Consider the following 24115-nt stretch of genomic DNA (forward strand, 5'->3'; position numbering starts at 1 on the left):
TCACCCATGACCGCAAGCAGGTCGACCGGCGCCGCGTCGCCTGTCGACCTGCTCGCTCCGTGGTCGAGTCGGTCACTCAAGGAGTGTCCTACCGGTGGGGTGCAGTCTTGCGGGCCTGATGCTCGGCGGTCAGACGCTCCAGGGCTGGGACGATCTCGTTGGGACTCGGGATGCCGGCCCACTCTCGCTGCAGCCGCGCGGCGTTCGTCGCGTACGACGGAGTGTCGAGTACTTGGTGGAGGCCTTCGCGCACGCGTTCGGGCGTGAGGTGGGGGCTGTCGGCAAGGTAGATCCCGGCGCCTTCGTCCTCCAGGCCGTTGGCCTGCGCCACGCCACCCCACCACTTGATGTGCCAGTAGCCTCCGGGGACGATCAGCTGAGGAACTCCATGCTCGAGTGCGGAGGAGAAGCTGCCGGGCCCGCCGTGGTGAACGACGGCCGAGCACGAAGGAAGTAGGGCGCCGAGTGGTACGAAGTCGACGAGTCGAACGTTGTCGGGAACGTTGCCGGATACTTGGCTCTCGTTGAAGGTGGCTACGACCTCGATGTCAAGATCTGCGACCGCTTCGAGGAGCTTCGCTGGCGAGGCCTCGACTCCGTGTGACTCCCGGCTGGACAGACCCAGCGTCAGGCAGACCCGCCTGCGCTCCAACGGCTCGTCGACCCACGATGGCACTGGTGCCGGCCCGTTGAACGACAGAGCACGCATGGGGACGTAGCGGACTCCAGCGTCAGCGTGGAAGGTCCAGGGTGGGGCAGGGTCGATAGTCCACTGTCCGAGCACCATTTCCTCGTCGTACTCGTGGCCATGCTTGCGGAGAAACGGCGCGAGCCAGGTCTCCATCGGGTCCGCGGCCCCGGTGGTGGCACGAGCCTTGCAGTCGGCGGCTCGGATCTGGGCGAGGGTGTCGACGCCCCACGGCATCCGTGCGTGTGCAGCGCCACTGACGCGCGCGGCAACGGGTGCGGCGAACGCCAGGGTGTTCCAGATGACCAGGTCGGGCCGCCATTGCTGGCAGTAGTCGATCAGGCTCTCGGTGAAGTCGTCGGGAGTCAGCAGCTGGAAGAAGTCGGTCGTCAGGTGGGTGAAGGTCGTGGCGGCGTCGCCCCATCCGTACTCGACCTGTCGGGAACGCTCGTCCGGGGTCGGTATCGGTGCGACGGGATCCTCAACGGGTTCTGCGTCCTTCATGTCCTGCTCCAGGTCCACCCTCGACGGGCCCACCGGTGTCGGTGAGATCCCCGTCCCGGCGATCTCACCGACAAGGTCGGGCGGCACTGCCATGCGGACCTGGTGTCCGGCCGTGCGCAGTGCCCACGCGAGAGGCGTCATGGTGTAGGCCTGCGACCGATTGATGGAGGGGACGAATAGAACACGCATGGGGTCTCCTGATGGGATGGGCAACGACCTCCAGTGTTGCCAGCACGGGTATGTGTGCGGCATCTCTGAGGTTGCCGTCCGGCGGGGGAGTGGCTAGTCGAGTCCCGCCAGGAGCGCGTCGGCGAGCTCATCGGCCTGGCCCAACATCACGCAGTGCCCTCCGGGCACCTCCTCGGGTGTGATGCCGAGACGGGCGGGAACAAGCGCCCGGAAGAAATCAGCGGGAAAGAAACGATCGTCGCGGCACAGAAGGAAACGCGTGGGGACGTCCGGCCACGCCGTCAATGGCCACGGCTGGCCCATCGGCCGCTCCGACTGGCCGAGCGCGTGCTCTGCGGCCTCGCGCGCCAGCTCCTCGGGTACACCGTTGTAGAAGGAGATCATCTCATCAGAGTTCCCGGTGAGTCCGCCGTCGCGTTGAGACTGTGCACTCGCCGCCTCCATGTAGCCGGTGGAGGACCACCAGTCGTTCGTCGACTCACCGGGGGCGGGGATCATCGCTGCGAGCAGGACCAGCTGCTTCGCGTTCGCCTTCTCGGCGACGATCGGTGCGGTGAAGCCGCCGAGCGAGTGGCCGACGACGACCAGCTCGGACGGGTCACCCAGAGGTGCGGCGGCATCGAGGACAACGTCGGCGTAGTCTTCGTAGCCGAGTTCGTCGTTCTCGGCGGGCAGGTCCGGAGCGACACTCGTGTGCCCACGAGCCTGGAGCTCGGCTTCCAGCAGGTGCCATGCCCAACCAGAATCTCCTGCGCCATGGATGAGTACAAATGCAGTCATGCGTCCTCGTCTCTCGCGTCTATCGGGGTCGTATCTCGGTGTGGTGCTCACGTGTCGTGACGTTGGGCGTCACGTCAGTCGGGGCGGGTTCCTGCGGTGCGGAAGCGCGCAGTCATTCGCTCGATCTGGGGAACCAGGTCACTAGGCCCGGGCATCGCCAGCCAGTCGTGATGAACGTTCGCGGCACCAGCCTGGAAGGACTCCTCGGTCAAGAGACGTGTGACCGAATCGGCGATTGCCGTGGGTGAAGGGTCCTCGGTGTCCAAGATGAGTCCGGCGCCGTGGCCCAGGACGTACTGGGCTGCGCACTTTGCGACCGGGTACTTCATCACGACGGGAACGCCGGGGGCATCGGTGATGAGTTGCGGCATCTCGTGCCGGGCTGCCGCGGCGACTGTGCCGAAGCCACCCTGGTGGACCATGGCCGAGCACGAGGGGAGCAGCTGGTCCAGTGGCATGTAGTCGACCGTCTGGACGTTGGGCGGCAACGAGTCGACGTCCTCAAGCTGCTCCTTGGTCAAGGTCGCGATGACCTCGACGTCGAGGCTCCCGAGAGCCTCGAGAGCGGCTGGAACGTAGAACCATCCACCTGTCGTGAAGTCCCGTTGGGACATGCCGAGCGACAAGGCGATGCGGGGACGCTCAGGTGGTCGGAGGAGGGACTCAGGCAACTCGGTACGCACAGGTGAAAGAACCCACCGCAACGGCATGGCTCGGGTCGTGGTCGCGAGACGATAGCCGTTGGGAAGGAGGTCAAGGGTCCACTGACCGAGGAGCAGCTCGCGGTCGACTGCGACGCCGTGCCGCTCAGCCAACGGTCGAATGATCCGCGACAGTGGGTCCTCGCCTTCCTCGAGACCAGCAGCGGTCCAGCGGTCGTGCGTCCATGCAAAATAGTCCTGCCACCACATGAGTCGTGTGTGGGCTGCGCCGCAGACGCGCGCCGCGACTGCAGCGCCCGGCATGCATGGGTCCCAGACGACGAGATCAGGTCGCCAGGCCAGGCAGTACTCGACGAGGTCGTCCACAGCAGGATTCGGCTGCCCGGGATCAGCTGCCGGAGGCGCGTAGTCCCAGATGCCCGGAACCATGAAGTTTCGAAATATCTCCCATGGATCGCTTTCGTCGGCGGGAATCGCCAGCGCTTCGGTGTCGCGCTCGAACTGAGCCTCTTGTTCCTCGGGGTACTCCTTCGTCGGGCCCGTCGGCTGGACGTGGGGGTCTCCGATGGGCACGTGCACGAGGCCCAGCGAGGTCACGGCTGCGGTCAGCGACGAGTGAGTCGCGACCCTGACTTCGTGGCCGGAACCCTGAAGGGCCCAGGCCAGCGGTCCTAGGGGGTAGAGGTGTGAATTTCCGGGCCAGGTGACAAACAGAACGCGCATGGTCGATTCCTCTCGGCGCAGAGCACTTCTGGCAAGAGTCGCACCGCACCGCGTGCGCGACATCTCATGACGTGCGGTTCCGCGAGACAGGTACGCACGTCAGAAGGCGCTACGGCTGCTTGCGCTGGCGAATACTGCGTGGAGACGACGAGGAGGTTGCATGTCAGCCATCATGAGCGAGGGACGCACGCCGAGATCTGCGGGTGTCTCTGACGTCCGGCCCCGGCTCAAGCTCGTAGGCGGAACGCCGGCGATGCGCCGCGGGCTGCATGACATCGTGGTGGATGACGGTGCATGCCAGGACCACGAGAACAGTGGGACACGGCGGATTGTCATCGTCATCCACGAGGCAGGTGAGTCAGTTCTGCCGGCGCCTCACCGTGAAGACGAGCACGAGATCATCGTGGCCGCTGTGAGCGGGGACGACGCCTTCTGGGCTGCCCTCGCTCGCGGATACGACGGTGTGGTGGATCTTCGCGGATCGGAATCGAGCACAGCGCTCGGTGTGCGTGCCGCCTTGGTCGGACAGTTCGTCGTGTCGGCGGCCATGGCCAATCAGATGATGCGTGGGTCCGCAACTGTCGAGAATGTTCCTTCGGCGCACGAGCTCGCGTGGTTGGCCCGGTTGTCGACGGGATGGTCAGTACTCGAGCTCGCCGAGACCGAGCTGCTGTCCGAACGGGTCATGTACCGACGGCTGGCTGCTGTCTATCGTCGCCTCGGTGTGGCCTCGCGTACCGAGGCGATCGCCACGGTGGCTCGGGCCGGGCTGCTCGACCCTCGTCACGTGTCCCCGCGCCCATGAGGTCCTTGGCGTGCGATGTCTGGGTTCTCGACGTCGACCAGGTGGGTGACGCGACCTCGCGCTTCGCCACCGTTGACGAGCGAGGGCGGTTCGACATCGGGAAGCACCCACGCGATCACCGACGGCACACGGGTGGCCGCAGCCTGCTCCGCGCCGTCGTGGCCGCGCGGACCCAGACGCAGGCGGACCACGTGCTAGTTGCCCGGCGTTGCCTGAGGTGTGGGTCCCGGCTTCACGGTAAGCCAACTGTCGTGGGATTCGACGGGCACGTTTCAGTGACCCATTCGGCCGCCCTGGTGCTGGTTGCGGTCACCGATGCCGCACCGGTGGGCATCGACGTCGAGCTGCGCCAGGATTCCATCGATGCCGAGGCGATCGCGTGGTACATCTCGGGTCCCGGAGAGGACCCACCGACTGGCGCGGCCGCTGCGGTCAGAGCGTGGTGTCGCAAGGAAGCAGTCGTGAAGGCGACGGGCGACGGTCTTTCAGTTCCACTGCGCGATGTTCCCATCAGCAGCACGGGGCAGCTCATCGAGCCGCACCGCGGAAACCATGTGGCGCTGCACGACCTCGAGCTCGACGTGGACCACCCCGGATACACGGCCGCTGTGGCGGTGCTGGCCGCTGGTGTCGTCGTTCCGCGAATCCTCGATGGCGCGGCGCTCCTTCAGGGAGAGAATGGAGATCGACCGTGAACGTACTGGGCCGACTTGTCCGCGGCGCACGTGCCGGTGCTGTGTCGCCGGGCGTCGAGCAGGTCACCTTGACCGCCCGGTTCGGGTGCGATCCCACAGACCCCCGCGTGCGTGCGCTGTCGGCGATTCCGCAGGCCGTCGTCGTGGGGCTGGAGCACGCTCTGCGAGAGACCAGCGGGGACAGCCTGCACGCTCGCCTTGCCCTGGTCGAGCAGGAACATCGCGGCTTCGCCTATGAGGGAGCCACGATGGCCACGACCATCTTGGATGCGATGCCGCGTCTTCGCCCTGGGCCGGGGGCCACTCATGCGGTGATGTCCGGCGCCGGCACGCCGCACCTGCTCCTCAACTACATCGGTATCGGCTTTGCCATGGCGAGGTTGCCTCGCCGCCTGTGGTCGAGTGTGCTCCCGACCCACCTGTCGTCTCGGTACCACCCGACACTCGCCTGGCTCGCGGTCGACGGGTACGGATTCGACCTCGCGTACTTCAATCCCGCCCGGTACCTGAGGGGACAGCAACGTCCCAAGCCATATCCGTGGCTCAGCGGCCAGGACTGGTACTTCGAGAAGGTGGTCGACCAAGGGTTCGGGCGCGCCCTGTGGTTCGCTCACGCAGGACAGGTGACCGACGTCGCCCGGGAGATTGGCTGTTTCGCGCCGGAACGGCGAGCCGACCTGTGGTCCGGCATCGGCCTCGCCGCGACATTCGCAGGTCAGGCTGACGACCTCGCCGCGATGGTGCCGCTGGCCGGCCAGCACGCGCCTGACCTTGGCGTGGGAGCCCTGCTCGCCGCAAAAGCCCGTCACGAAGCTGGATGGGTGCCACTGCACAGCGCCGAGGTGGTACAGGCGACGACGGGGATGACGATGGCGACGGCCGTCGCCGCCGTCGATGAGTCCGAACCACGATCCAGCCGCGACTGGCCGATGCCCCGATATGGGGTGTGGCGGGACCAGGTGCGGGCGGTGCTGCAGAAGGTCAGTGGGTAGAGATCGCCAAGGTGGACCGTGATTGCCAACACTGCGCAACGGCGGAGTGGTCGCTTCCGAGGTTCGGTCGAGACGATCGATGCTACGTCCAGAGGGTCGTTTGCCAGCAGAGGAGCGCATGGTGAGTCGAATCGTGATCGTCGGCATGGGTTGTGTCTACCCCGACGCCGACAGCCCCCAGGAGTTGTGGGAGAGCGCCATGTCCGGGCGCCGTGCGTTTCGCCGAATTCCCGACACCCGTACGTCGCTTGCCGACTACTACGACCCCGACCCGACGACTCCTGACACGTTCTACTCCGACCGAGCAGCCGTGCTCGAGGGCTACGAGTTCGACCGGTTGGGATTCAAGATTGCCGGCAGCACGTTCAGGTCGACTGACCTGACCCACTGGCTGGCACTCGACGTGGCTGCTCGAGCCCTGGCTGATGCTGGATTCGCCGGTGGCGATGGATTGCCGCGCGACCGCACGGGAGTCATCATCGGCAACACGTTGACCGGCGAGTTCTCCCGCGCGAACACGCTGCGCCTGCGCTGGCCATACGTGCGGCGGGTCGTCGCCGCACAGGCCCGGGAGATGGGCTGGGACGACGCCGCCGTGGCGACGTTCGTCGACGAGCTGGAGGGCCGGTACAAGGCACCTTTCCCCACGATCGACGAGGACAGTCTTGCCGGGGGGCTGGCCAACACCATCGCTGGCCGGATCTGCAACTACTTCGACCTGAACGGTGGTGGTTACACCGTCGACGGGGCGTGCTCCTCGTCCCTGCTGTCGGTCACGACGGCGGCCCAACAGCTGGTGGACGGTGACCTTGACGCTGCGGTGGCCGGCGGCGTCGACCTGTCGATCGATCCATTCGAGATCGTCGGATTCGCCAAGACGGGAGCGCTCGCGCGTACGGAGATGAAGCTGTACGACGAGGGTTCCAACGGCTTCTGGCCAGGTGAGGGCTGCGGGATGGTGGTCCTGATGCGGGAGGAGGACGCCCTCGCCGCCGGCCGCACACCACTCGCCCGACTCGCGGGGTGGGGTGTGTCCTCCGACGGCGCGGGCGGCATGACTCGACCCGAGCTGAACGGGTATCAGCTGGCATTGGAACGGGCCTACGCCAAGGCGGGATTCGGGATCGAGACGGTCCCGTACTTCGAAGGACACGGCACGGGCACTCCTGTGGGCGACGACCTGGAGCTCTCGGCCATCTCCGGCGCTCGGCGTGACCGGGGGGCCACGGACCGTGCGGCGATCGGCTCGGTGAAGGCTCAGATCGGCCACACCAAGGCTGCTGCCGGAATTGCAGGGCTGATCAAGGCAGTCCAGGTCGTGCGCCACGGCGTGATACCTCCAACCATCGGCTGTAGACGCCCCCACGCGCGCTTCACGGCAGAGGATGCGTCTTTGCGGCCGGTGGAAGTAGCTGAGCCGTGGCCGTCGGGGGCACCGCTTCGTGCCGGAGTCACCTCGATGGGTTTCGGCGGGATCAATGCGCACGTCGTCGTCGAAGGCGATCCGCTCGGCAACGCGATGGTGGACTGGGCGCAACGACCGGACATGCGCGCGATCGGCTCCACGCGCCAGGAGGTCGAGGTTCTCCTCGTCGCTGCGGGCTCCATGATCGAGCTGGCCGAACGGGTGCGTCAGGTGGACGAGACCCTGCGCTCGTGCAGCTATGCCGAGCTCACCGACCTCAGCGTGGCGTGGGCTGCGGCGGCCAAGGGAACCCATCGTGCGGCCGTGGTGGCGACGTCGCCGCAAGATGCGCACCGACGGTGGGGGATCCTCGCGACCTATCTCGATGATGAGATCGCGCGAACCCGAACCGGCGGCAGCGCCTCGACCGGAGCTGTCGTCACCGAGGTCCCGGGGGCCGGGTTCGTCGGGACTGCACCAGCGGGCAGCTGGCTTGCCGTCGGCCTGCTCTTTCCCGGACAGGGCACCGGCAGCCACCTGCGTGGTGGAGCTCTGAGCGGTCGGGTGCCCGCAGTCGCGGACCTGCATGCAGCGGTCGACGCCGCTTCGCTCGAGGATCCGGTGGCGACGCAGAATGCTCAACCACTGACCGTGGCAGGCAGTCTTGCCGGTCTCGCCGCACTCGACTCACTGGGTATTCGCGCCGACATCGCCACCGGCCACTCACTGGGCGAGCTCTCTGCGTTGGCGTGGGGCGGCGTGCTCGAGGAGCAGACGCTGATTGAGACGGCGCGCATGCGGGGCGCAGTGATGGCCCAGCACGGGCTGCCCGGCACCATGGCCACGATCGACGCTTCAGCAGCCGTGGTCCGGGACCTGTTGCCCGGAACTGATGATGTCACCGTCGCAGCGCTGAACTCGTTGCGCCACACGGTGGTCGCCGGAACGACGGACGCGGTCCAGCAACTCATGGACGACGCCGCCTCCGCTGGCCTCAGCGGTCGGCGTCTTCCAGTCTCGCACGCCTTTCACTCAGCCCTCGTGCGGCCGGCAGCCGACGTCCTGCGAGATGAGCTTCGCGCGATCGAGCTGACAGCACTGGTCCCGGCGGGGGAGCGCACCGTGGTGTCAACCGTCACCGGTGGCGCACTTGCGGAGACCGAGCCGATGGGACCCGATGACGTGCGCGAGCTCCTCTGTCGGCAGATCGTCGATCCGGTGCGGTTCGCCGAAGCCGTCACCGTCGTCGCTGACCAGTGCTCACTGCTGATCGAGGTCGGGCCCGGTCGCAGCATGACGCAGCTGGCCGGGGCCAACGATGTTGCGGTGCCGGTCGTGAGCCTCGATACCGACGACGACACACTTGGCTCCTATCTGACCGTTGCAGCAGCAGCCTGGGTCGGCGGTGCGTTGTCGGACGCGAGCGTGCTGGTCAGGGGCCGGTTTCACCGCCCGGCTCCCGGCACGAGCCCATCATTTCTGTCCAACCCGGTGGAACAGGTGCCGTCCACCACCGCCGTGGTGCTGGACGAGCAGCCGCACGACAGCAAGATGGACGTGCTCGGCGTGTTGATCGCCACGGTCGCAGAGCGGGCCGAGATGCCGCCCGAAGCGATCGGTGCCGACACTCGATTGCTCGAGGACCTGCATCTGAGCTCGATCACCGTTGGACAGATCGTCGCCACGGTAGCGACGACGGTGGGCGTGAAGGAATATGGCGCCCTGAATCTGGCGACATCGACCGTCGGTGAGCTCGCTGACGGTTTGGAAGCACAGCGCGATCGCGTCCCCGAGGAGCGTGGGGCCGATCCCCTCGGGGCTGTGGGCACGTTCGTGGGCACGTGGGTGGAGCTGTTCACCCCGGCACCGGTTCCGGTTGTGCCTGTTGCAGATGGCGAGGCGGGAGGCGCCTGGGTCGTTGCAGGAAGCTGGCCGTCCGACACCCCCGGGGATGTATGGGCCGAGCAGCTCTCCGGCAATCCTGACGGTGGAGTGCTGCTCGGGGTCCGATCCGACACCAGTCGTGAGGACCTCCGCGAGACCTTCACCCTCGCCCGCCAAGCCCTTCAGCTCGAGGTAGGCCAACGGGTCGTCTTCGTGGGAGGGAACGACACCACGACGGCACTGGCGAAGTCCCTGTTCCTCGAGCACCCTGAACTGAGAGTCACCGTCATCGACGGTGATGGCACGTGTCGAACGGGTGATCTCGTCGCCGACGTCGCAGCGACCCGCTCCTTCATGCATGTTCGATACCTCGATGGAGTGCGACATGTGCCGCATCTCGTTCCGCACCATCTCCCAGCCGTGCCGGATCTTCTTGGTGCCGACGGGCCCGGCATCTCTGTTCTTCTGGCCTCGGGCGGCGCCAAGGGCATCACCGCCGAGTGCGCCCTCGTGTGGGCTGGGCGACTCGGAGCCCGGGTAGCACTTGTGGGCCGAGCCCCGATCACTGATGCTGAGGTCGCCACCACGCTGAGTCGCTTCGCTGAAGCAGGCCTGGAGGTGCAGTACTTCGCGGCTGACCTCACGGATGCGACGCAGGTCTCGTCCACTGTTCAGCAGATCGCGACCGAGCTGGGCCCTGTCACGCATCTGCTCCACGGGGCTGGGAACAATCGACCCTCGATCCTCGAAAACCTCGATTGGTCCGATGTCGAGGAAACCTTGGCCGCCAAGGTCGACAGCCTCGAGGCTCTTCTGAGCGCACTGGCCGAGGTGGGCGCTCACAACCTCCGCCACCTGGTCACCTTCGGAAGCATCATTGGGCGTACGGGTCTGTGGGGCGACGCTCACTATGCGATGGCCAACGCAGAGCTCTCTCGGGTGACCCGTCGCCACGGTGAGGAGAACCCGCACTGCCAGACGACGTGTCTGGAGTGGTCGGTGTGGTCCGACGTCGGTATGGGAGCGCGCCTCGGCGCGGTAGAGACGCTGACCGCTTCGGGGATCACGGCGATCACTCCAGGGGACGGCACCGAGATCTTCCTGCGGGCGACCGCCGGCCAGGTGCCAGCTTCTCTGGTCGTGGGCGGACGTCTCGACGCACTTCCCACGGTGTCGGTTCGCACCGAGCAGATTCCGCTCGGGCGATTCCTGGACCGGGTACGCCGACATCACGTCGGCTACGAGTTGGTGACGGATGCAGTTCTCGCGCTGGGCAGCGATCCGTACCTGACAGATCACGAGATCGACGGCGATCTGGTGCTTCCTGCCGTGATCGGACTTGAAGCGATGGCGCAGGTCGCTTCCGCCGTGACCAGGGAGACCGCGGGTTTCCAGTTCACCGACGTGCGGCTGGATCACCCGGTGGTCGTGCCGGCCGGTCACGAGGTCACCGTGCGGCTTTCGGCAGTGCGCCGAGTCGACGGCGCGGTCGATGTGGTGCTCCTCAGTCAGGATTCCAACTACTCAGTCGCACACTTCTCGGCCACGATCACCACTGGCGCGCGCACGGACCAGGGCCCCGGCCGTCTCATGAAGCCACCACAGGACGACTTCGTGGAGCTTGATCCCAGTACCGAACTGTATGGATCGATGCTGTTCCAGAGCGGCCGGTTCCAGCGGGTTCTCGGGTACGACTCGCTGAGCTCGACGCAGGTGCAGGGCCGTGTGGCAGGCCGTGCGGACCGGTGGTTCGCCGATGTCCTTCCCGGCAACCTCGTGCTGGGTGATCCCGGTGCGCGGGACGCGCTCATGCATGCCAATCAGGTCAGCGTGCCCGACGCGACCCTGATTCCTCAGCACATAGACCTGTTGGAAATCCTCCGGACCGATCCCGAGGGCGACCGCACCTTCATTGCCAACGAGATTCTTCACGAGGGAACCCTGCACGTGTACGACATCGATGTCCTAGACGAGCAGGGTGTTCTCGTGGAGCGATGGCGAGGCCTGCACTTGCGCGCGGTCCGGCACAACACGCCGCCGCAGTGGCCGACAGCGCTGCTCGGTCCCCATCTCGAGCGGGTCCTTGAGGACGCTGGTGTACGGGCCTCCATCCGAGTAGGCCCGGCTGGTGGTGACGGTCTCCCTGTGGTGCGCGCCTCTGTGGACGATTCTGTGTGCAGCGTCGAGTGCACGCGCGGTTTGGCGACCGCGTCGACGCAGGGTGTGCTCACCTCCGTGCTCACGCAGCTCAATGGTCGCTCCGCGGACGTGCACGTCGAGGAATCAGGCATAGTCAGAGGGTTGACGCGGACCGCATCTGGTCCGGCACAGGCCGTCGCCATCGAGGCGCTCACGAGCCAGGGGGACCTCCTTCATCTGACGATCGCCTGGGCCCCGGTCGGCGCTCTCGTGGTGGGCGGTGGGGTCGTGTGACGGCGCGCGCATACGAGTATCAGCATGTGGTGGGCTTCGAGGAGACCAACCTGGTTGGCAACGTGTACTACGTCAACTACGTGCGGTGGCAGGGCCGCTGCCGCGAGATGTTCCTCAAGGAGCTGGTGCCCGAACTGCTGGCCGACATCCGCAGCGATCTGAAGCTCTTCACCCAGAAGGTCGAGTGCGAGTACATCGCAGAGATCACCGCTTTCGACGACCTCGTCATCCGGATGTCGCTGGCAGCCCTGGGGCAGACAACACTCGAGCTCACTTTCGAGTACTGGTGCGAACGCCCCGAGGGATCGCAACTCGTTGGACGTGGCCTGCAACGAATTGCGTGCATGCGCGGCCCCAACGGTCACACCCAGCCGACCCGTGTTCCGGAGCCGCTCGTCAAGGCGCTGCTCCCTTTCATGTCGGATGCGGTGGCACAACGATGAGCGCAGCCGTCTCCGACTCACAGCAGGAAGCTGATCACATGCCTGAACGCTTCAGGTTGCGCCAGGCCTTTGGTTCGTTCCCGACGGGCGTGACCGTCGTGACGGTTGGTGGTGATCACCCGCACGGGATGACGGCGAGCTCCTTCACCGCGGTGTCTCTACAGCCCCCCATGGTTCTTGCGTGCATTGCACGGTCCGCGCGCATGGACGACTTGATCCAAAGTGCCGAACATTTCGCAGTGTCGGTCCTGGGTGAGCGTCAGATGCAGATAGCTCGACATTTCGCCGATGACAGTCGCCCCGCCGGCGATGACGAGTTCGTCGGAGCCAGCTGGGCACCAGGGGCTGTCACCGGGGCTCCGGTCCTCGCCGGTGCGGAGGCGGTTTTCGAGTGCAGGCGCGGAGCTGTCCACGACGGTGGCGACCACATCATCGTGGTGGGCGAAGTCCAGTCCTTCGAAAGCAGCACCGCCCGTGCACCGCTGGTGTTCGCGCACGGTCGTATCTCGGAGTGGTCGCCGAGGGCCACCCAGCCGCCAACCCAACCACGCCAGGAGGACACCGATGCCCCTGCTCATCGCTGACGACGGCGCACCAACCACCATCGAGCCGCTCGTGGATGGCGGTGCCGGGCCGGGTGCCTGGCTCCGCGAGCGATTGTTCCTGCCGTCGGTCAAGGAAGTGGATCCGCGGCATCGCGGTTTCCATCTGTGGGAATCCGGGCCGAGCATCGTCGAACCGGTGGGACGGTCGTTCCTGTCTGGGTACAGGGCCGGTCTGCGGGCCGCCTCGGTCCGTGGTGCTGTTGCAGCGATCCAGGTCCTTCCCGTGCAGTGGCGCGGATTCGCCATGGAGGGTCTTGGCATGGCGGCCGGCGTGCGGGACGCGTTCGGCCCCAGCGGTCGTCGTTTCGCCGACCTGCTCGTGCTCAGCGGCGAGCGACATGCCTACATGTTGTACGTGGGTCTTGGCTGGTCGCTGGCCAGAGTGCCAGGTGCCGCGTGGCCGAAGCTGGAGCGGTTCGATCCGTTGGTCGCCCCGCTCATCTTGGACGGCTTCGCGTTCCACCAGACGTTCTTCCGCACTGAGAAGGTACTTGAGCAAAGGACTGTGCCGTTCCCGCTGGAACGTCGTTGGCCCGGAAGCGTCGAGGACGGGGAACAGCAATTGGCGCAGGGCGTCGGCCGAGCCCTGTGGTTCGTCGCGGGCGGCAGTCCTGCCGTTGCCGCCGAGCTGATCGACCGGTTCGATCAGCAGGTGCGCAGCTCGCTGTGGGCAGGCATGGGGCTGGCAGCCGCCTACGCGGGCGGCAGAGATGCCGCAGCCTTGCGTCAGCTGCAAGACCTGGCGGGCGAGGACCGTGTCTGGCTCGCCCAGGGCGCCTCGTTCGCTGTCGACGCACGACTCCGCGCGGGGACGGAGGTGCCGCACACAGAGGTTGCGGCACAGGTGCTGTGTGGTGGTGGCGCCGACGAGGTGTCGGTCGTGACGCGGGAGTCGAGGCCTGATCCTGTTCGTACCGACACCGGCGACTGGAGCGGCTACGAGCACTGGCGGCGTGCGATTGCCGCTCGACTGGCATGACCGGAAGTCAGGATCAAGTGCCAGCGTCGCTGCCTCTGCGCCGCATGCCGGGCTTGCTGCATGGCATGCTCACCGACCGCGCAGCGGCGTTCACTGGTTTGGCGCGCGAGCACCCGGGGGGAGTCACGGTTCCGCTCCCTGGCCGTCCGATGCATGTGATGACAAGCCCGGCTGCGGTCAAGCACGTGCTGGTCGACCGGGCCGAGCGGTACGAGAAAGGTCTGGGGCAGGCTGAGGCGCGAGCCGGCCTCGGGCACGGAATTCTCACCGGTGAGGGTCATGCCTGGGCACGGTCTCGACGTTCGCTGAACCCGTTGCTGCGGGCACGCACAGTCCACAAGCACGCCGGTGCCATCCATCAGTTGGCGACTGACTCAGTTGCTGAGCTCTCAGTCCCGGTTTCACGTCAATTGCCAGTCGACGGAGTCCTCGCGCAGTACGCGGTGCGTTGCCTGTGCACCGTGCTCGACGTCCCACCGCCGGAAGTTCGACCGGTCGCTCATGCCTTGGATCTGATCCAGGACGACGCCATGTTCCGCGCGATGAGCCAAGACCGTGTGCCAGCCTGGTTGCGTCCGCGGGCCGAGCGCCGTCTCGCGGAGGCGCGAGCAGTTCTCGACGAGATGGCCGACCATGTCGTGGCGGCCGTTCATGCATCCACGACGGTCGATGAGGAACCTCCGGCATGGGCTGACCGAGATGGCGTTGTCTCCCTGTTCCTCGCCGGGTACGAGACCACTGCCTCGACACTGACCTGGGCCATTGACGAGCTCAGCCGGCGACCCGCGCTGCTTGACGCGCTCGCCGAGGAGCGCGACGATGCCGGCGAACCCACTGATGATCCCGCCAGCGTGCTGAAGATGATGGGTCAGCTCCGGCTCACGACGGCCGTGATCAAGGAAGTTCTCCGGCTGCGCCCCCCCGTCTGGCTCCTGAGTCGCCGAGCTGTCCAGAACGACGTCATCGACGGGTGGCCGGTTCGAGCTGGTGACGACGTGTGTGTCATCACGGCCGAGGTGCAGCGCGACGGCTGGACAGATCCAGATCAGTTCGACCCGACCCGGTTCCTGTCACGGTCCGATCACGGGCGATACCACCCGTTCGGCCTGGGACCGCGAGGCTGCCCGGGCGTCGCCTTGGCGGACGTCGAGGCGACGTTGTGGCTCGCCGAGGCGAGTCGGCGACTGGTGCTGCGACCGGTCGTGGGTCGGAGGACCGGTGTGCTGGCCCGGATGTCACTGACGGTCGGGCGCGGGACGTCGTACGTCGTGTCCGGCCGAAGGGCGACGCCACAGCAGCGCTGAGACGAGCTGAACGGTCCGATCCACTCAGGCCGGGCGGAACGCGGTGTCGGTCGCAACGAGGTTCTTGTCGGCCGAGATCGCGGCGATCGTGCCGCTGGCCGTGGCTGTGACGACGAACGGCGTCGGCATGGGCAGACTCGTGCGGTGCGCCATGTCCCCGGCCGCGTACACCCCGGGGACGCTAGTGACCTGAAAGTCGTCGACCGCGACGCAGCCATCCGGTAAAAGGTCACACCCGAGTTGGGCAGCTAGGTCGGACCGCTGCCGGTACTGAGACATCGCGAACATGGACTGCCGATTGAGGCTCGCACCCGACTCGAAGACGACGCGTTCGAGTCCCTTCGTGCCGGGCTCAAGCCGCACCACCCTCTCGCCGCGGACAGCGATCTCTTGGTGAGACAGCCGGCTCATTGCGGTGCTGTCGATGTCATCGCCGTTGGTGCACAGGACCACGTCGGAACTGAACCGTCGCAGGTGCAGCGCCAACTCGATCATCATGGGGTCGCCGGAGAGCACGGCGATGGTCGTGTCACGAGTCTCGTATCCGTGGCAGTAGGGGCAGTGGTAGACGCCGCGACCCCACAGCTCCTGCATTCCCTCGATCGGCGGCAGGTCGTCGGCCAGCCCCGTTGCGATGACCAGACGGCGAGTCTGGACGGTCGTGCCGTCACCTAGCGACAGCTCGAATCCCTCCCCGCCGGGCAGGTGCTTGCCGTGGTCGACCGCGACGCTGCGGGTCTGGACGGTGGCGTATGCCTCGAGCTGGGAATGCGCGATGGCTCGGAACTCCTGTGGTGCCATGCCGTCCCGCGTCAAGACGTTGTGCATGTCCGCGGCCCGTGAGTTGCGGTACTCGCCAGAGTCGATCAGCAAGGCGGGACGCAGAGCGCGTCCCAGGGTGAGCGCGGCGGACAAACCCGCCGGCCCGCCTCCGACGATGATGGCATCGAACACGTGTGTCTCCTTGGTCGAGGGGAGGTAGTGGGATGGCCGTGCCTGGGAGATCAGATGTGCAGGACTCGGACCGTGATCACAAGAATTGAGGCGGCCTTTGCACCCGCAGGCCCTGCGTCTCAGCGTTCTCCGCCACAGCGTCGCCGGTTCGGCGCAGCTCGTCTTCAGGGCTGAACATGACGACCTTGGTGTGAGCCTGGTGGTGGATGGGAACGTGACCGGGCGGGGTGTAGAAAGCCTCTCCGGTTTCGTACACCTCATCGACGCCGCCGACGCTGACGATCATCCGGCCCTCGATGACGTATCCCCAGTGCGGGCACTGGCACTCGTCTTGAGGGAGGCCCTCGAGCAACGGGGTAGCGTCGATGTCCTCGTCGAAGATCGTGAAGTTGACCGAGTATCCGTGAAGGACCTCGAACCGGTCCCGGACAGGTCCAACTTCCTCGATCTGTGTCGCGCTCTCTCGCGAGACCTTCGGCATGTGCGGCTCCTCGTGGGTCATTCGAAAGGCGGGATGCCGCAACGCTAGGGCGTTGCGCTCCTGATGCCCATCTCCGAGGTTGCTCGTAGGCCCGTTGAATACGTGAACCTTCTCAGGTCGTGCGCTCCTTGCTCGAGGGGCTGGCGCACGCCCAGCGGTGGTGCGACGCTGAGCGCGAATGCGGCTCGGTCCGAACTCGCGTTCGTCGTCCCTGGCCGCAACGCCCGCAAAGGAGGGTTGCAATGTTCGCAACGCAACCACGCCTCTCAAGCCGCTCCGGCAGTGCAGGGGAGGCATCCAGGGCGTTGCTGAGGAGCCTGTCCTCCTCGGGGCGAGTGACGTCGCTGGCCGAGTACCTCGAGCACACGCGCCTCGAGCAGGTCGCGATGTTCACGGAGGCGACGGTGGTCCCTCTCGAAGAGCTGAAGCAGTGGCATGCTGGCCCTGGAGAGCCCGCGATCTCGCACCGCAGCGGCGGATTCTTCACCATCGAGGGCATCGACGTCACTCGGTCCGGGGGAGCGACCCCGCACTGGTGGCAGCAGCCAGCCATCGTGCAGCGCGAAGTCGGCATGCTTGGCCTGCTGATCCGCGAGATCGGCGGGGTCCTGCATTGCCTCATGCAGAACAAGGCGGAGCCGGGAAACATCAACGGGATTCAACTCTCACCTACCGTCCAAGCGACTCGCAGCAACTTCACCCGTCGTCACGGGGGAGCATCGACGCCGTACCTCGAGCACTTCTTCGGTGGCGCCGAGGCGCAGCCACGTCGGCGCATCCTGGCCGATGTGCGCCAGTCAGAGCATGGGTCGTGCTTTCAGCGCAAGCGCAACCGCAACATGGTGGTCGAAGTTACCGGCGACGTGCCGGTGTTGCCGAACTTTCACTGGCTGACCCTAGGCCAGATTGCCACTCTCATGCGGATGGACAATGTGGTCAACATGGAGGCAAGGTCAGTCCTGTCCTGCCTCCCGTTTCACTTCCGAGGGCGACACGACGACCTGCCCGGAACGACGTTCCGCGAAGCACTCGGACGATCGTTCTGCTCGACCGACGGTGGTGTGACATCACGGGCCGAACTCGGCCAGTGGATCACCGGCACTCGCACCGTGCAACAACTCGTCGTGCGCCGAATTCCGTTGCAGAACGTCGCGCACTGGCGCTTCACCGGCGAGCGCATCTCGCACGCAGATGATCGGTTCTTCCGGGTGCTGGGCGTGCAGGTGCGCGCCAACGGCCGGGAGGTGACGTCGTGGGACCAGCCGATCCTCGCCCCGGCCAGCGGGCCAGGTGTCGTGGCATTCGTGGTGCGACGCATCGACGGTGTCGTGCACCTGCTCGCCCGGTTGCGGTCCGAGGGCGGCAATCTCGACGGACCAGAGGTTGGCCCCACAGTTCAGTGCACACCGGCCCACAACCGACAGGGCGGGTCGCCCATGCCGCCGCTGCTTGACCGAGTGCTGGCCGCCCGACCAGACCAAGTGCACTTCGACCAGATGCTGTCCGACGAGGGCGGTCGATTCTTTCGAATGAGCAACCGTCATCTCATCGTGGAGCTGGACGACGTCGAGACACCACCGGAGTTTGCCTGGCTGACAGTTGGCCAGCTCAGCGAGCTCCTGGAACACGAGAACTACGTGAACATCCAGGCGCGGAGCCTGCTGACCTGTCTCCAGTCAGTACTGGCTGAGCACGAGGAATAGCTGAGAAGAAGGAGCGGGGGAGATGGGTATCGGAGTATGGAGCTACCTCACCGAGTACGACAATGAGCGAGACGACATTCTCGACGCCGTCGACACGGTGTTCAGGTCAGGGCAGCTGGTTCTGGGGCGGAGCGTGGCCCGCTTCGAGAAGGCATATGCGCAACGACATGCAGTGGACCACTGTGTGTCGGTCGACAACGGTACGAACGCGATCGTCTTGGGGCTTCGAGCCTTGGGGGTGGGACCCGGCGACGAAGTCGTCACGGTCTCCAACACTGCCGCTCCGACAGTGGTGGCGATCGACCAGGTGGGTGCGAGCCCCGTCTTCGTCGATATCGACCCCGGCACCTACTTGATGGACACTGACCAACTCCGCTCGGTGGTCACCGAGCGCACGGCCTGCCTGCTGCCCGTTCACCTGTACGGCCAGTGCGTCGCGATGGGTCCTGTCAACGAAGTTGCGGCAGAGTTCGGTATTCCTGTCCTGGAGGACTGTGCACAGTCACACGGAGCCAGTCAGGGAGGCGTCGTAGCGGGAGCCAGTGGCGACCTCGCGGCGTTCTCCTTCTACCCGACGAAGGTGCTCGGCGCGTACGGAGACGGAGGGGCCGTGATCACGAGTCGCGACGACCTGGCCGAGAACGTGCGCCGACTCCGCTACTACGGCATGGAAAAAGACTACCGGGTCATCGAGACGCCGGGACACAATGCACGCCTGGATGAGGTCCAGGCTGAGATCCTGTTCCGAAAGCTGGGGCGACTCGATGACTACATCGCCCGGCGGCAGGACATCGCCCGTCGGTACGAGGAGGGGCTGGCAGGCACTGATCTAGTCCTGCCGAGGCCCGCATCGGGCAACACGCACGTCTACTACCTGTATGTAGTCCGCCATCTCGAGCGGGACCGTCTGCTGCGGCAAGCATCCGAGCGTGGACTGGACCTCAATGTCAGCTACCGGTGGCCGGTGCACACGATGCCGGGGTTCGAAGATCTCGGGTATCGGCCTGGATCTCTCCCAGTCACCGAAGAGATGGCCGGGCAGATCTTCTCCCTCCCGATGTACCCGACGCTGACCGAAACCGATCAGGAGCGGGTGATCGAGGTCCTTCGAGCGATCGTCTGACTCATGACGTGGGTGGGACCGCCGCCAGGGTTGCGGCGACCACCATGGCCAACGCGCCAGCTCCTAGCTCGATGAGCAGCGCCTTGGGTTGGCGCGCAGTGGTTTGCCCGCGCCTGGGTGCGTTCGTCAGGTACGCCGAACGCGCCGCGGCGGCCAGAAGTGCGACCACAGCTGTGGCTTTCGCGCCGAGCCACACGAGGTAGGGTCCGTCCGCCCCCCGCAGACCACCGGTCAGCGCGAGCGCCAATGTCACGCCGCTGATGATTCCGACAGCCGCCAGGGCAAGTGCCAGGGTGCGGAAGCTCGCCAGGGTCGGTGCAGGTGCGGGTCCGACCAGACGGACGCCGAGGTAGAGGAAGAGCACGCCGCCAAGCCATGCACTCACAGTTGCTGTGTGGACGACGGCGAGCGCGAAGAAGGCGCCTTGACTGGCTGCGTGGGAGGTACCGGCCGCTGCCACCGTGCAGATAGCGCCGGCGATGAGCGCCGTGTTGACCCATCCCACGGCTGGTTGTCCGTCGTCTCGGGGCTTCATTCCGACGATGGCCAACGCCCAGACCAGGGCTATCACTCCGCCGAGGCACATCAGGCGTGTGAACGGGGTGGCCAGTGGGTCGAAGGTGAGCGTTGTCGCGACACCGCTCGCATACGCTGCCTCAGCGTTCTGTAGCCCGGCTTCGGCGATGGACGCGATGAACGTCAGGACGCCAGCCCCCAGGACGGTCCCTCGGATGGCCCGGTGGTTCAGCGCCGCACGCCAAGACATGGCCACGACGAGGCCGCCCATCAGCACGACGAACGCGCTCCGCAAGATTAATGAGGAGATGAGCAGGGCCGTGGCTAACCCTGCCGGGGTGTTGGCCCCGCCACTGATCTGACCGGTGGCGTCGATCAACGGGCCATCGCCGACCACGAAGGCGAACTGGGACTGGACCGCGTGCCCGTCCGCCCCGACGACGCCGACCGTCAGCAGATAGCTTCCTTCAGCGTCGGCGGTGGTGGAGGGCTCGGGCAGGTCGATCGAGACGTCACCGTCGACGCCTACCGGCTCGGGCAGCTTCACCTCTGTCGTGTTGGAGAGCGTCAGCGTGGCCCGCACGTTGCGGCCCTCAACGGGGTCCGAGAACTCCAGATTGATCGAGTCGGGCAGTACCGCGAGCCGTTCGTCCGGTTCCGGTGAGATCAGGTCAATGCTGGTGTGCCCGTATGCCCCGGGGGCAAGGATCGCCGTGTCGATGCAGACCAGCGCGACCGCTGCGACGCATGCCGCGGTGACTTGCCTGAAGCGGTCCGGTAGAGGCCTAGGTGTCATCGACAGCCCCAGCCGGGGTGCGGCGGTAGTAAAGGACCATCGCGACGACCATCGGGATCGTGACCACTGCGTTGTAGAACAGGTGCAGCTCGACCCGAGGCACGAGGTACTGGACCAGGCTGGTCGGCACCGGTGCGCCGCCCAGGTTCGAGCCACTCAGGGCCTGTATCAGGAGGAGAAGATGCTCGAAATGGTGCCAGAACTGAATGGCGAGCGTCAGGGTCCACCACTGCCGCGCGGAACCGCTGAATCCGTGGCGCAGCAACCACAGCCCGATCAGCATGATGCTGGCGAAGCCGTAGTGCAACAACTCGCTGGTGACCAGATAAGGGAAGAACAGGCCCAGCACGCCACCAGCTTCTGGTCTCGGCCATTCGAGCAGGTAGATCTGCACCGCTTGGGTGAGGTGCTCGATCCAGTGCAGGACCACGATGGTTGCGAACACCATCAGGCACGCTGAGTGATGCTGATCGATGATGCGGAGCGTACGTTTCTTCCTCGAGTTTGCCGTGTCGTTCTTGCTGGCTGTTGCCGTGTCCGACATGGCGAGGCCTCCCGTTTCTGTCACCGCCTCCAGCGTGCTGCCCGGGGGGGCTGCGTCGCTTCTTCGCTCGTGCTGTTGTTCAAGCAGGCGGCGATCCAGCCGTCTGACTGTCGGGGGTGCCGTAGTCTGTCCGGACTGATCGGGGGCGGTTATGGCAGGTGCACGCGAGACAGACGATGAGTGGGCTGAGGCTTCCGAGCGCAACTCTCGCACCGTCGCGGCGTACGAGGGATATGCGCAGACGTACGCCGAGATCGTGGGATCCGACCCCTTCGAGGGCAGCGCTGAGGCGATGCATCAGTTGGCTGCAGTCCTACCTCGCCCAGCGGTGGTGCTCGAAGTTGGCTCCGGCACTGGCTATGACGCTGACTTGCTCGAAAGTCTGGGCCTGACGGTACGTCGCACCGATGCCACCGAGTCGTTCTTGGACATGCAGCGAAGGCGAGGGCTGATCGCTGAGCGTCTCAATGTCCTCACCGACGATCTGGGTGGGCCATATGACGCGGTGCAAGCGCTGTGCGTCTTGATTCATGTCCTGCACGTTCAACTTCCCGACGTGCTGAGACGAATCTTTCAAGCGACGCGCCCTGGGGGATACGTCCTGCTCTCGATGCGAGAGGGCGAGGGTCTGGATGTCAGCGGTGACTGGCACACGGCTTTATGGCCCACACAGGACCTTGAGTCTTGTTACACCGACGCCGGTCTCGTGATCCAGTGGCAGACCTTTCATCAGGGTCGGCACGACGATCGGTGGAACACGCACCTCCTTCGCCGCCCCCTGGAGAGCTGAGAATCTACGCTGACGGCGTCGCCCGGGTGTCGGCCTCGACCGATGACGATGACGACGACGACGGTGGTGCTGGGCTCTTGCGCGCGGCTGGGCCGCCCCGGTGTGCCGGGCTGTCACCTGGCTCTCAGCGTGCCGCAGCTGCGGCGCCCTCGGTTCGCTAGATCCGATCTAGCGAACCGAACGCTTCTCCTAGCGCCTGTGAGTTGAGAGCCACGAGAGAGGAGCACTCCATGTCAGTAGCGGCCATCGAAGCCCACGGCTTGGTCAAAACATTCGGTGACACTGTTGCGGTCGACCACCTGGACCTGCGTGTCGAGCCGGGGACCGTGTACGGCCTGTTGGGTCCCAACGGTGCAGGCAAGACGACAACGGTGCGGATGCTCGCGACTTTGTCCCGACCTGACGGCGGTGGGGCGCAGATCTTCGGGCACGACGTGGTGCGTGAAGCCGATGAGGTGCGCAGCTTGGTCAGCATGACCGGCCAGTACGCCTCGGTCGACGAAGACCTCACCGGCACCGAGAACCTGATCCTGCTCGGGCGTCTGATCGGTCACTCCAAATCGGCCGCGGCTGAACGTTCGAATCTGATGATGGAGACGTTTGGACTGACTGAGGCGGCCAAGCGCCAAGTGAAAACCTACTCGGGCGGAATGCGGCGACGTCTCGACATTGCAGCCAGCTTGTTGTCCAGACCCAAATTGCTCTTCCTGGACGAACCGACCACCGGCCTCGACCCCCGAAGCCGCAATCAGGTGTGGTCCATCATCCGAGCGATCGTGGAACAGGGGACCACAGTCATGTTGACGACCCAATACCTGGACGAGGCCGACCAGCTGGCATCCAGGATTGCAGTGATCGACCAGGGCAAGGTCATCGCCGAAGGAACTAAGGGCGAGCTGAAGTCATCCATCGGCATGGGCTCGGTGAGTCTTCGTCTGCGCAATTCCGACCGTCGCGAGGATGCGGCAAGGCTCCTGGCTGATGCGTTTGGAACCGAAGTCCAGCGAGACCCAGACCCGGTCGGGCTCAGCGCCAGCCTGGGGGCTGGGACAACTGCACCCGACAGCACCGCCGTCACCGAACTGGCTGCTCACCGAGCGGGAGTCGCCCTCGGCGAGCTCGCTCGGGCCGGGATCGTCGTTGACTCCTTCGCGCTCGGCCAGCCAAGCCTCGACGAAGTCTTCCTCGCCTTGACCAACAGCCCCGCAACTTCTCACACGGAGGATGAGGCATGACCAGCACCGACTCGACCATCACCGACGAAACCGCTCCCGACGGCAGCGAGGGGCAGGCAGCCCTGGCCCCTGCTCCTCTTGCGGCCGATCTCCGTGAGCTCTTCTCCGACGAGCGACCGCCGCGCCCCTCGGCCTGGGCCGCCTCCATCACCTTCGGGTGGAGGGCCATGCTGAAGATCAAGCACGTTCCGGAGCAACTCTTCGACGTCACCCTCTTCCCGATCATGATGACGCTGATGTTCACCTACCTGTTCGGTGGCGCCTTGGCCGGAACTCCGAACGACTACCTGCCATTCTTCATTCCGGGAATTCTGGTGGTCAGCATCGTGATGATCACGATGTACACAGGCTTGGCGGTGAACACCGACATCACCAAGGGCGTTTTCGACAGGTTTCGAACTCTGCCGATCTGGCGTCCAGCGCCGATGGTGGGTTACCTCCTCGGCGATGGTTTCCGCTACCTGGTTGCCTCTGCTGTGATCGTGGTGCTGTCGTTGATCCTGGGTTATCGGCCCGAAGGTGGAGCGATCGGGGTGCTCGCAGGTGTAGGTGTGCTCGTCGTGTTCTGCTTCGCACTGTCGTGGGTCTGGACGATGCTGGGGTTGCTGCTCCGCTCGGAGAAGTCCGTGATGGCCTTCTCAATGATGGTGATCATGCCGCTGACGTTCCTGTCCAGCGCTTATGTCGATCCGAGCACGATGCCGGGATGGCTGGAGGCGGCCGTCAAGGTGAACCCGATCACCATCGTGGTGGACTGCGTTCGAGGTCTGATGTCCGGTCAGTCTTCCGATACGGACCTGGTCTGGCTTGCCCTCGTGAGTGCCGGGATCATCGCCGTCTTTGGCTCGGCGACGATGCGGCTCTACAACCGCAAGTAGAGGT

At 65.7% G+C, this 24115-nt stretch carries 21 protein-coding genes; 13 read left to right on the forward strand and 8 right to left on the reverse strand.

Going from position 1 to position 24115, the window contains the following annotated elements; translation table 11 throughout:
* Positions 1-88: 88 nt before the first annotated feature.
* The 3 genes from ACHAA3_RS12205 to ACHAA3_RS12215 all read right to left on the reverse strand — a co-directional run bounded on the left by ACHAA3_RS12205 (position 89) and on the right by ACHAA3_RS12215 (position 3546).
* Complete coding sequence (locus ACHAA3_RS12205) at positions 89-1381, reverse strand: nucleotide disphospho-sugar-binding domain-containing protein (RefSeq protein WP_435709295.1); 1293 nt, start codon at positions 1379-1381, stop codon at positions 89-91.
* 93 nt (positions 1382-1474) lie between these two features.
* The gene (locus tag ACHAA3_RS12210) at positions 1475-2161 is read right to left on the reverse strand and encodes an alpha/beta hydrolase (protein WP_435709296.1); all 687 of its coding nucleotides are present in this window, start codon (positions 2159-2161) and stop codon (positions 1475-1477) included.
* A 74-nt stretch (positions 2162-2235) separates the two neighbouring features.
* Positions 2236-3546 carry a nucleotide disphospho-sugar-binding domain-containing protein gene (locus tag ACHAA3_RS12215; protein WP_435709297.1) on the reverse strand — a complete coding sequence of 437 codons (1311 nt, stop codon included), beginning with the start codon at positions 3544-3546 and terminating at the stop codon, positions 2236-2238.
* Positions 3547-3706: 160 nt separating this feature from the next.
* Here ACHAA3_RS12215 and ACHAA3_RS12220 point away from each other — a divergent pair, with 160 nt between their 5' ends.
* Complete coding sequence (locus tag ACHAA3_RS12220; protein ID WP_435709298.1) at positions 3707-4351, forward strand: hypothetical protein; 645 nt, start codon at positions 3707-3709, stop codon at positions 4349-4351.
* On the opposite strand, the gene ACHAA3_RS12225 is transcribed toward ACHAA3_RS12220, so the two are convergent.
* Positions 4330-4542, reverse strand: coding sequence for a hypothetical protein (locus ACHAA3_RS12225; protein ID WP_435709299.1), 213 nt, complete (start codon positions 4540-4542; stop codon positions 4330-4332). The genes ACHAA3_RS12220 and ACHAA3_RS12225 overlap by 22 nt on opposite strands.
* An 84-nt stretch (positions 4543-4626) precedes the next feature.
* On the opposite strand from ACHAA3_RS12225, the gene ACHAA3_RS12230 reads away from it, so the two are divergent.
* The 7 genes from ACHAA3_RS12230 to ACHAA3_RS12260 all read left to right on the forward strand — a co-directional run bounded on the left by ACHAA3_RS12230 (position 4627) and on the right by ACHAA3_RS12260 (position 15091).
* Positions 4627-5046 (forward strand): 4'-phosphopantetheinyl transferase family protein, encoded by a 420-nt coding sequence (locus ACHAA3_RS12230; protein WP_435709300.1) that lies wholly within the window; start codon positions 4627-4629, stop codon positions 5044-5046.
* A complete protein-coding gene (locus ACHAA3_RS12235) occupies positions 5043-6038 on the forward strand; it encodes a DUF1702 family protein (RefSeq protein WP_435709301.1) in 996 nt (331 codons plus the stop codon). Before ACHAA3_RS12230 ends, ACHAA3_RS12235 begins: the two co-directional genes overlap by 4 nt.
* Before the next feature lie 121 nt (positions 6039-6159).
* Positions 6160-11760, forward strand: a complete 5601-nt coding sequence (locus tag ACHAA3_RS12240) for a type I polyketide synthase (RefSeq protein ID WP_435709302.1) — start codon at positions 6160-6162, stop codon at positions 11758-11760.
* Positions 11757-12203 (forward strand): acyl-CoA thioesterase, encoded by a 447-nt coding sequence (locus ACHAA3_RS12245; protein ID WP_435709303.1) that lies wholly within the window; start codon positions 11757-11759, stop codon positions 12201-12203. Before ACHAA3_RS12240 ends, ACHAA3_RS12245 begins: the two co-directional genes overlap by 4 nt.
* A gap of 38 nt (positions 12204-12241) precedes the next feature.
* A complete protein-coding gene (locus ACHAA3_RS12250; RefSeq protein WP_435709304.1) occupies positions 12242-12787 on the forward strand; it encodes a flavin reductase family protein in 546 nt (181 codons plus the stop codon).
* Positions 12768-13787 (forward strand): DUF1702 family protein, encoded by a 1020-nt coding sequence (locus tag ACHAA3_RS12255; protein ID WP_435709305.1) that lies wholly within the window; start codon positions 12768-12770, stop codon positions 13785-13787. The genes ACHAA3_RS12250 and ACHAA3_RS12255 overlap by 20 nt, the downstream gene beginning before the upstream one ends.
* Before the next feature lie 65 nt (positions 13788-13852).
* Entirely contained in the window at positions 13853-15091 is a 1239-nt protein-coding gene (locus ACHAA3_RS12260; RefSeq protein ID WP_435709441.1) for a cytochrome P450, read from the forward strand.
* A gap of 24 nt (positions 15092-15115) precedes the next feature.
* On the opposite strand, the gene ACHAA3_RS12265 is transcribed toward ACHAA3_RS12260, so the two are convergent.
* The gene (locus ACHAA3_RS12265) at positions 15116-16045 is read right to left on the reverse strand and encodes an NAD(P)/FAD-dependent oxidoreductase (RefSeq protein ID WP_435709306.1); all 930 of its coding nucleotides are present in this window, start codon (positions 16043-16045) and stop codon (positions 15116-15118) included.
* Between the two features lie 76 nt (positions 16046-16121).
* A complete protein-coding gene (locus ACHAA3_RS12270; RefSeq protein WP_435709307.1) occupies positions 16122-16526 on the reverse strand; it encodes a cupin domain-containing protein in 405 nt (134 codons plus the stop codon).
* A 335-nt stretch (positions 16527-16861) separates the two neighbouring features.
* Here ACHAA3_RS12270 and ACHAA3_RS12275 point away from each other — a divergent pair, with 335 nt between their 5' ends.
* The gene (locus ACHAA3_RS12275; protein WP_435709308.1) at positions 16862-18229 is read left to right on the forward strand and encodes an NDP-hexose 2,3-dehydratase family protein; all 1368 of its coding nucleotides are present in this window, start codon (positions 16862-16864) and stop codon (positions 18227-18229) included.
* A gap of 22 nt (positions 18230-18251) precedes the next feature.
* Complete coding sequence (locus tag ACHAA3_RS12280) at positions 18252-19352, forward strand: DegT/DnrJ/EryC1/StrS family aminotransferase (RefSeq protein WP_435709309.1); 1101 nt, start codon at positions 18252-18254, stop codon at positions 19350-19352.
* Between the two features lies 1 nt (position 19353).
* On the opposite strand, the gene ACHAA3_RS12285 is transcribed toward ACHAA3_RS12280, so the two are convergent.
* Positions 19354-20664: a copper resistance protein CopC gene (locus ACHAA3_RS12285; protein WP_435709310.1), complete on the reverse strand. Its 1311-nt coding sequence runs from the start codon at positions 20662-20664 to the stop codon at positions 19354-19356.
* Positions 20654-21421 carry a hypothetical protein gene (locus tag ACHAA3_RS12290; protein ID WP_435709311.1) on the reverse strand — a complete coding sequence of 256 codons (768 nt, stop codon included), beginning with the start codon at positions 21419-21421 and terminating at the stop codon, positions 20654-20656. The genes ACHAA3_RS12285 and ACHAA3_RS12290 overlap by 11 nt, the downstream gene beginning before the upstream one ends.
* Before the next feature lie 43 nt (positions 21422-21464).
* Between ACHAA3_RS12290 and ACHAA3_RS12295 the strand changes: the two genes are divergently transcribed.
* The 3 genes from ACHAA3_RS12295 to ACHAA3_RS12305 all read left to right on the forward strand — a co-directional run bounded on the left by ACHAA3_RS12295 (position 21465) and on the right by ACHAA3_RS12305 (position 24111).
* Positions 21465-21998 carry a class I SAM-dependent methyltransferase gene (locus tag ACHAA3_RS12295; protein ID WP_435709312.1) on the forward strand — a complete coding sequence of 178 codons (534 nt, stop codon included), beginning with the start codon at positions 21465-21467 and terminating at the stop codon, positions 21996-21998.
* A gap of 230 nt (positions 21999-22228) precedes the next feature.
* Entirely contained in the window at positions 22229-23233 is a 1005-nt protein-coding gene (locus tag ACHAA3_RS12300) for an ATP-binding cassette domain-containing protein (protein ID WP_435709313.1), read from the forward strand.
* Positions 23230-24111, forward strand: a complete 882-nt coding sequence (locus ACHAA3_RS12305) for an ABC transporter permease (RefSeq protein ID WP_435709314.1) — start codon at positions 23230-23232, stop codon at positions 24109-24111. Before ACHAA3_RS12300 ends, ACHAA3_RS12305 begins: the two co-directional genes overlap by 4 nt.
* Positions 24112-24115: the final 4 nt, after the last annotated feature.

Source organism: Aeromicrobium sp. CF3.5 (genome assembly GCF_051262695.1).
In the GTDB taxonomy this organism is placed as follows: Bacteria; Actinomycetota; Actinomycetes; order Propionibacteriales; family Nocardioidaceae; genus Aeromicrobium.

Coding starts and splice junctions, on each gene's coding strand:
- ACHAA3_RS12210 (WP_435709296.1), bottom strand. CDS start 2,161: ATGACTGCATTTGTACTCATCCATGGCGCAGGAGATTCTGGTTGGGCA.
- ACHAA3_RS12285 (WP_435709310.1), bottom strand. CDS start 20,664: ATGACACCTAGGCCTCTACCGGACCGCTTCAGGCAAGTCACCGCGGCA.
- ACHAA3_RS12215 (WP_435709297.1), bottom strand. CDS start 3,546: ATGCGCGTTCTGTTTGTCACCTGGCCCGGAAATTCACACCTCTACCCC.
- ACHAA3_RS12305 (WP_435709314.1), top strand. CDS start 23,230: ATGACCAGCACCGACTCGACCATCACCGACGAAACCGCTCCCGACGGC.
- ACHAA3_RS12280 (WP_435709309.1), top strand. CDS start 18,252: ATGGGTATCGGAGTATGGAGCTACCTCACCGAGTACGACAATGAGCGA.
- ACHAA3_RS12270 (WP_435709307.1), bottom strand. CDS start 16,526: ATGCCGAAGGTCTCGCGAGAGAGCGCGACACAGATCGAGGAAGTTGGA.
- ACHAA3_RS12205 (WP_435709295.1), bottom strand. CDS start 1,381: ATGCGTGTTCTATTCGTCCCCTCCATCAATCGGTCGCAGGCCTACACC.
- ACHAA3_RS12260 (WP_435709441.1), top strand. CDS start 13,853: ATGCTCACCGACCGCGCAGCGGCGTTCACTGGTTTGGCGCGCGAGCAC.
- ACHAA3_RS12255 (WP_435709305.1), top strand. CDS start 12,768: ATGCCCCTGCTCATCGCTGACGACGGCGCACCAACCACCATCGAGCCG.
- ACHAA3_RS12220 (WP_435709298.1), top strand. CDS start 3,707: ATGTCAGCCATCATGAGCGAGGGACGCACGCCGAGATCTGCGGGTGTC.
- ACHAA3_RS12300 (WP_435709313.1), top strand. CDS start 22,229: ATGTCAGTAGCGGCCATCGAAGCCCACGGCTTGGTCAAAACATTCGGT.
- ACHAA3_RS12250 (WP_435709304.1), top strand. CDS start 12,242: ATGCCTGAACGCTTCAGGTTGCGCCAGGCCTTTGGTTCGTTCCCGACG.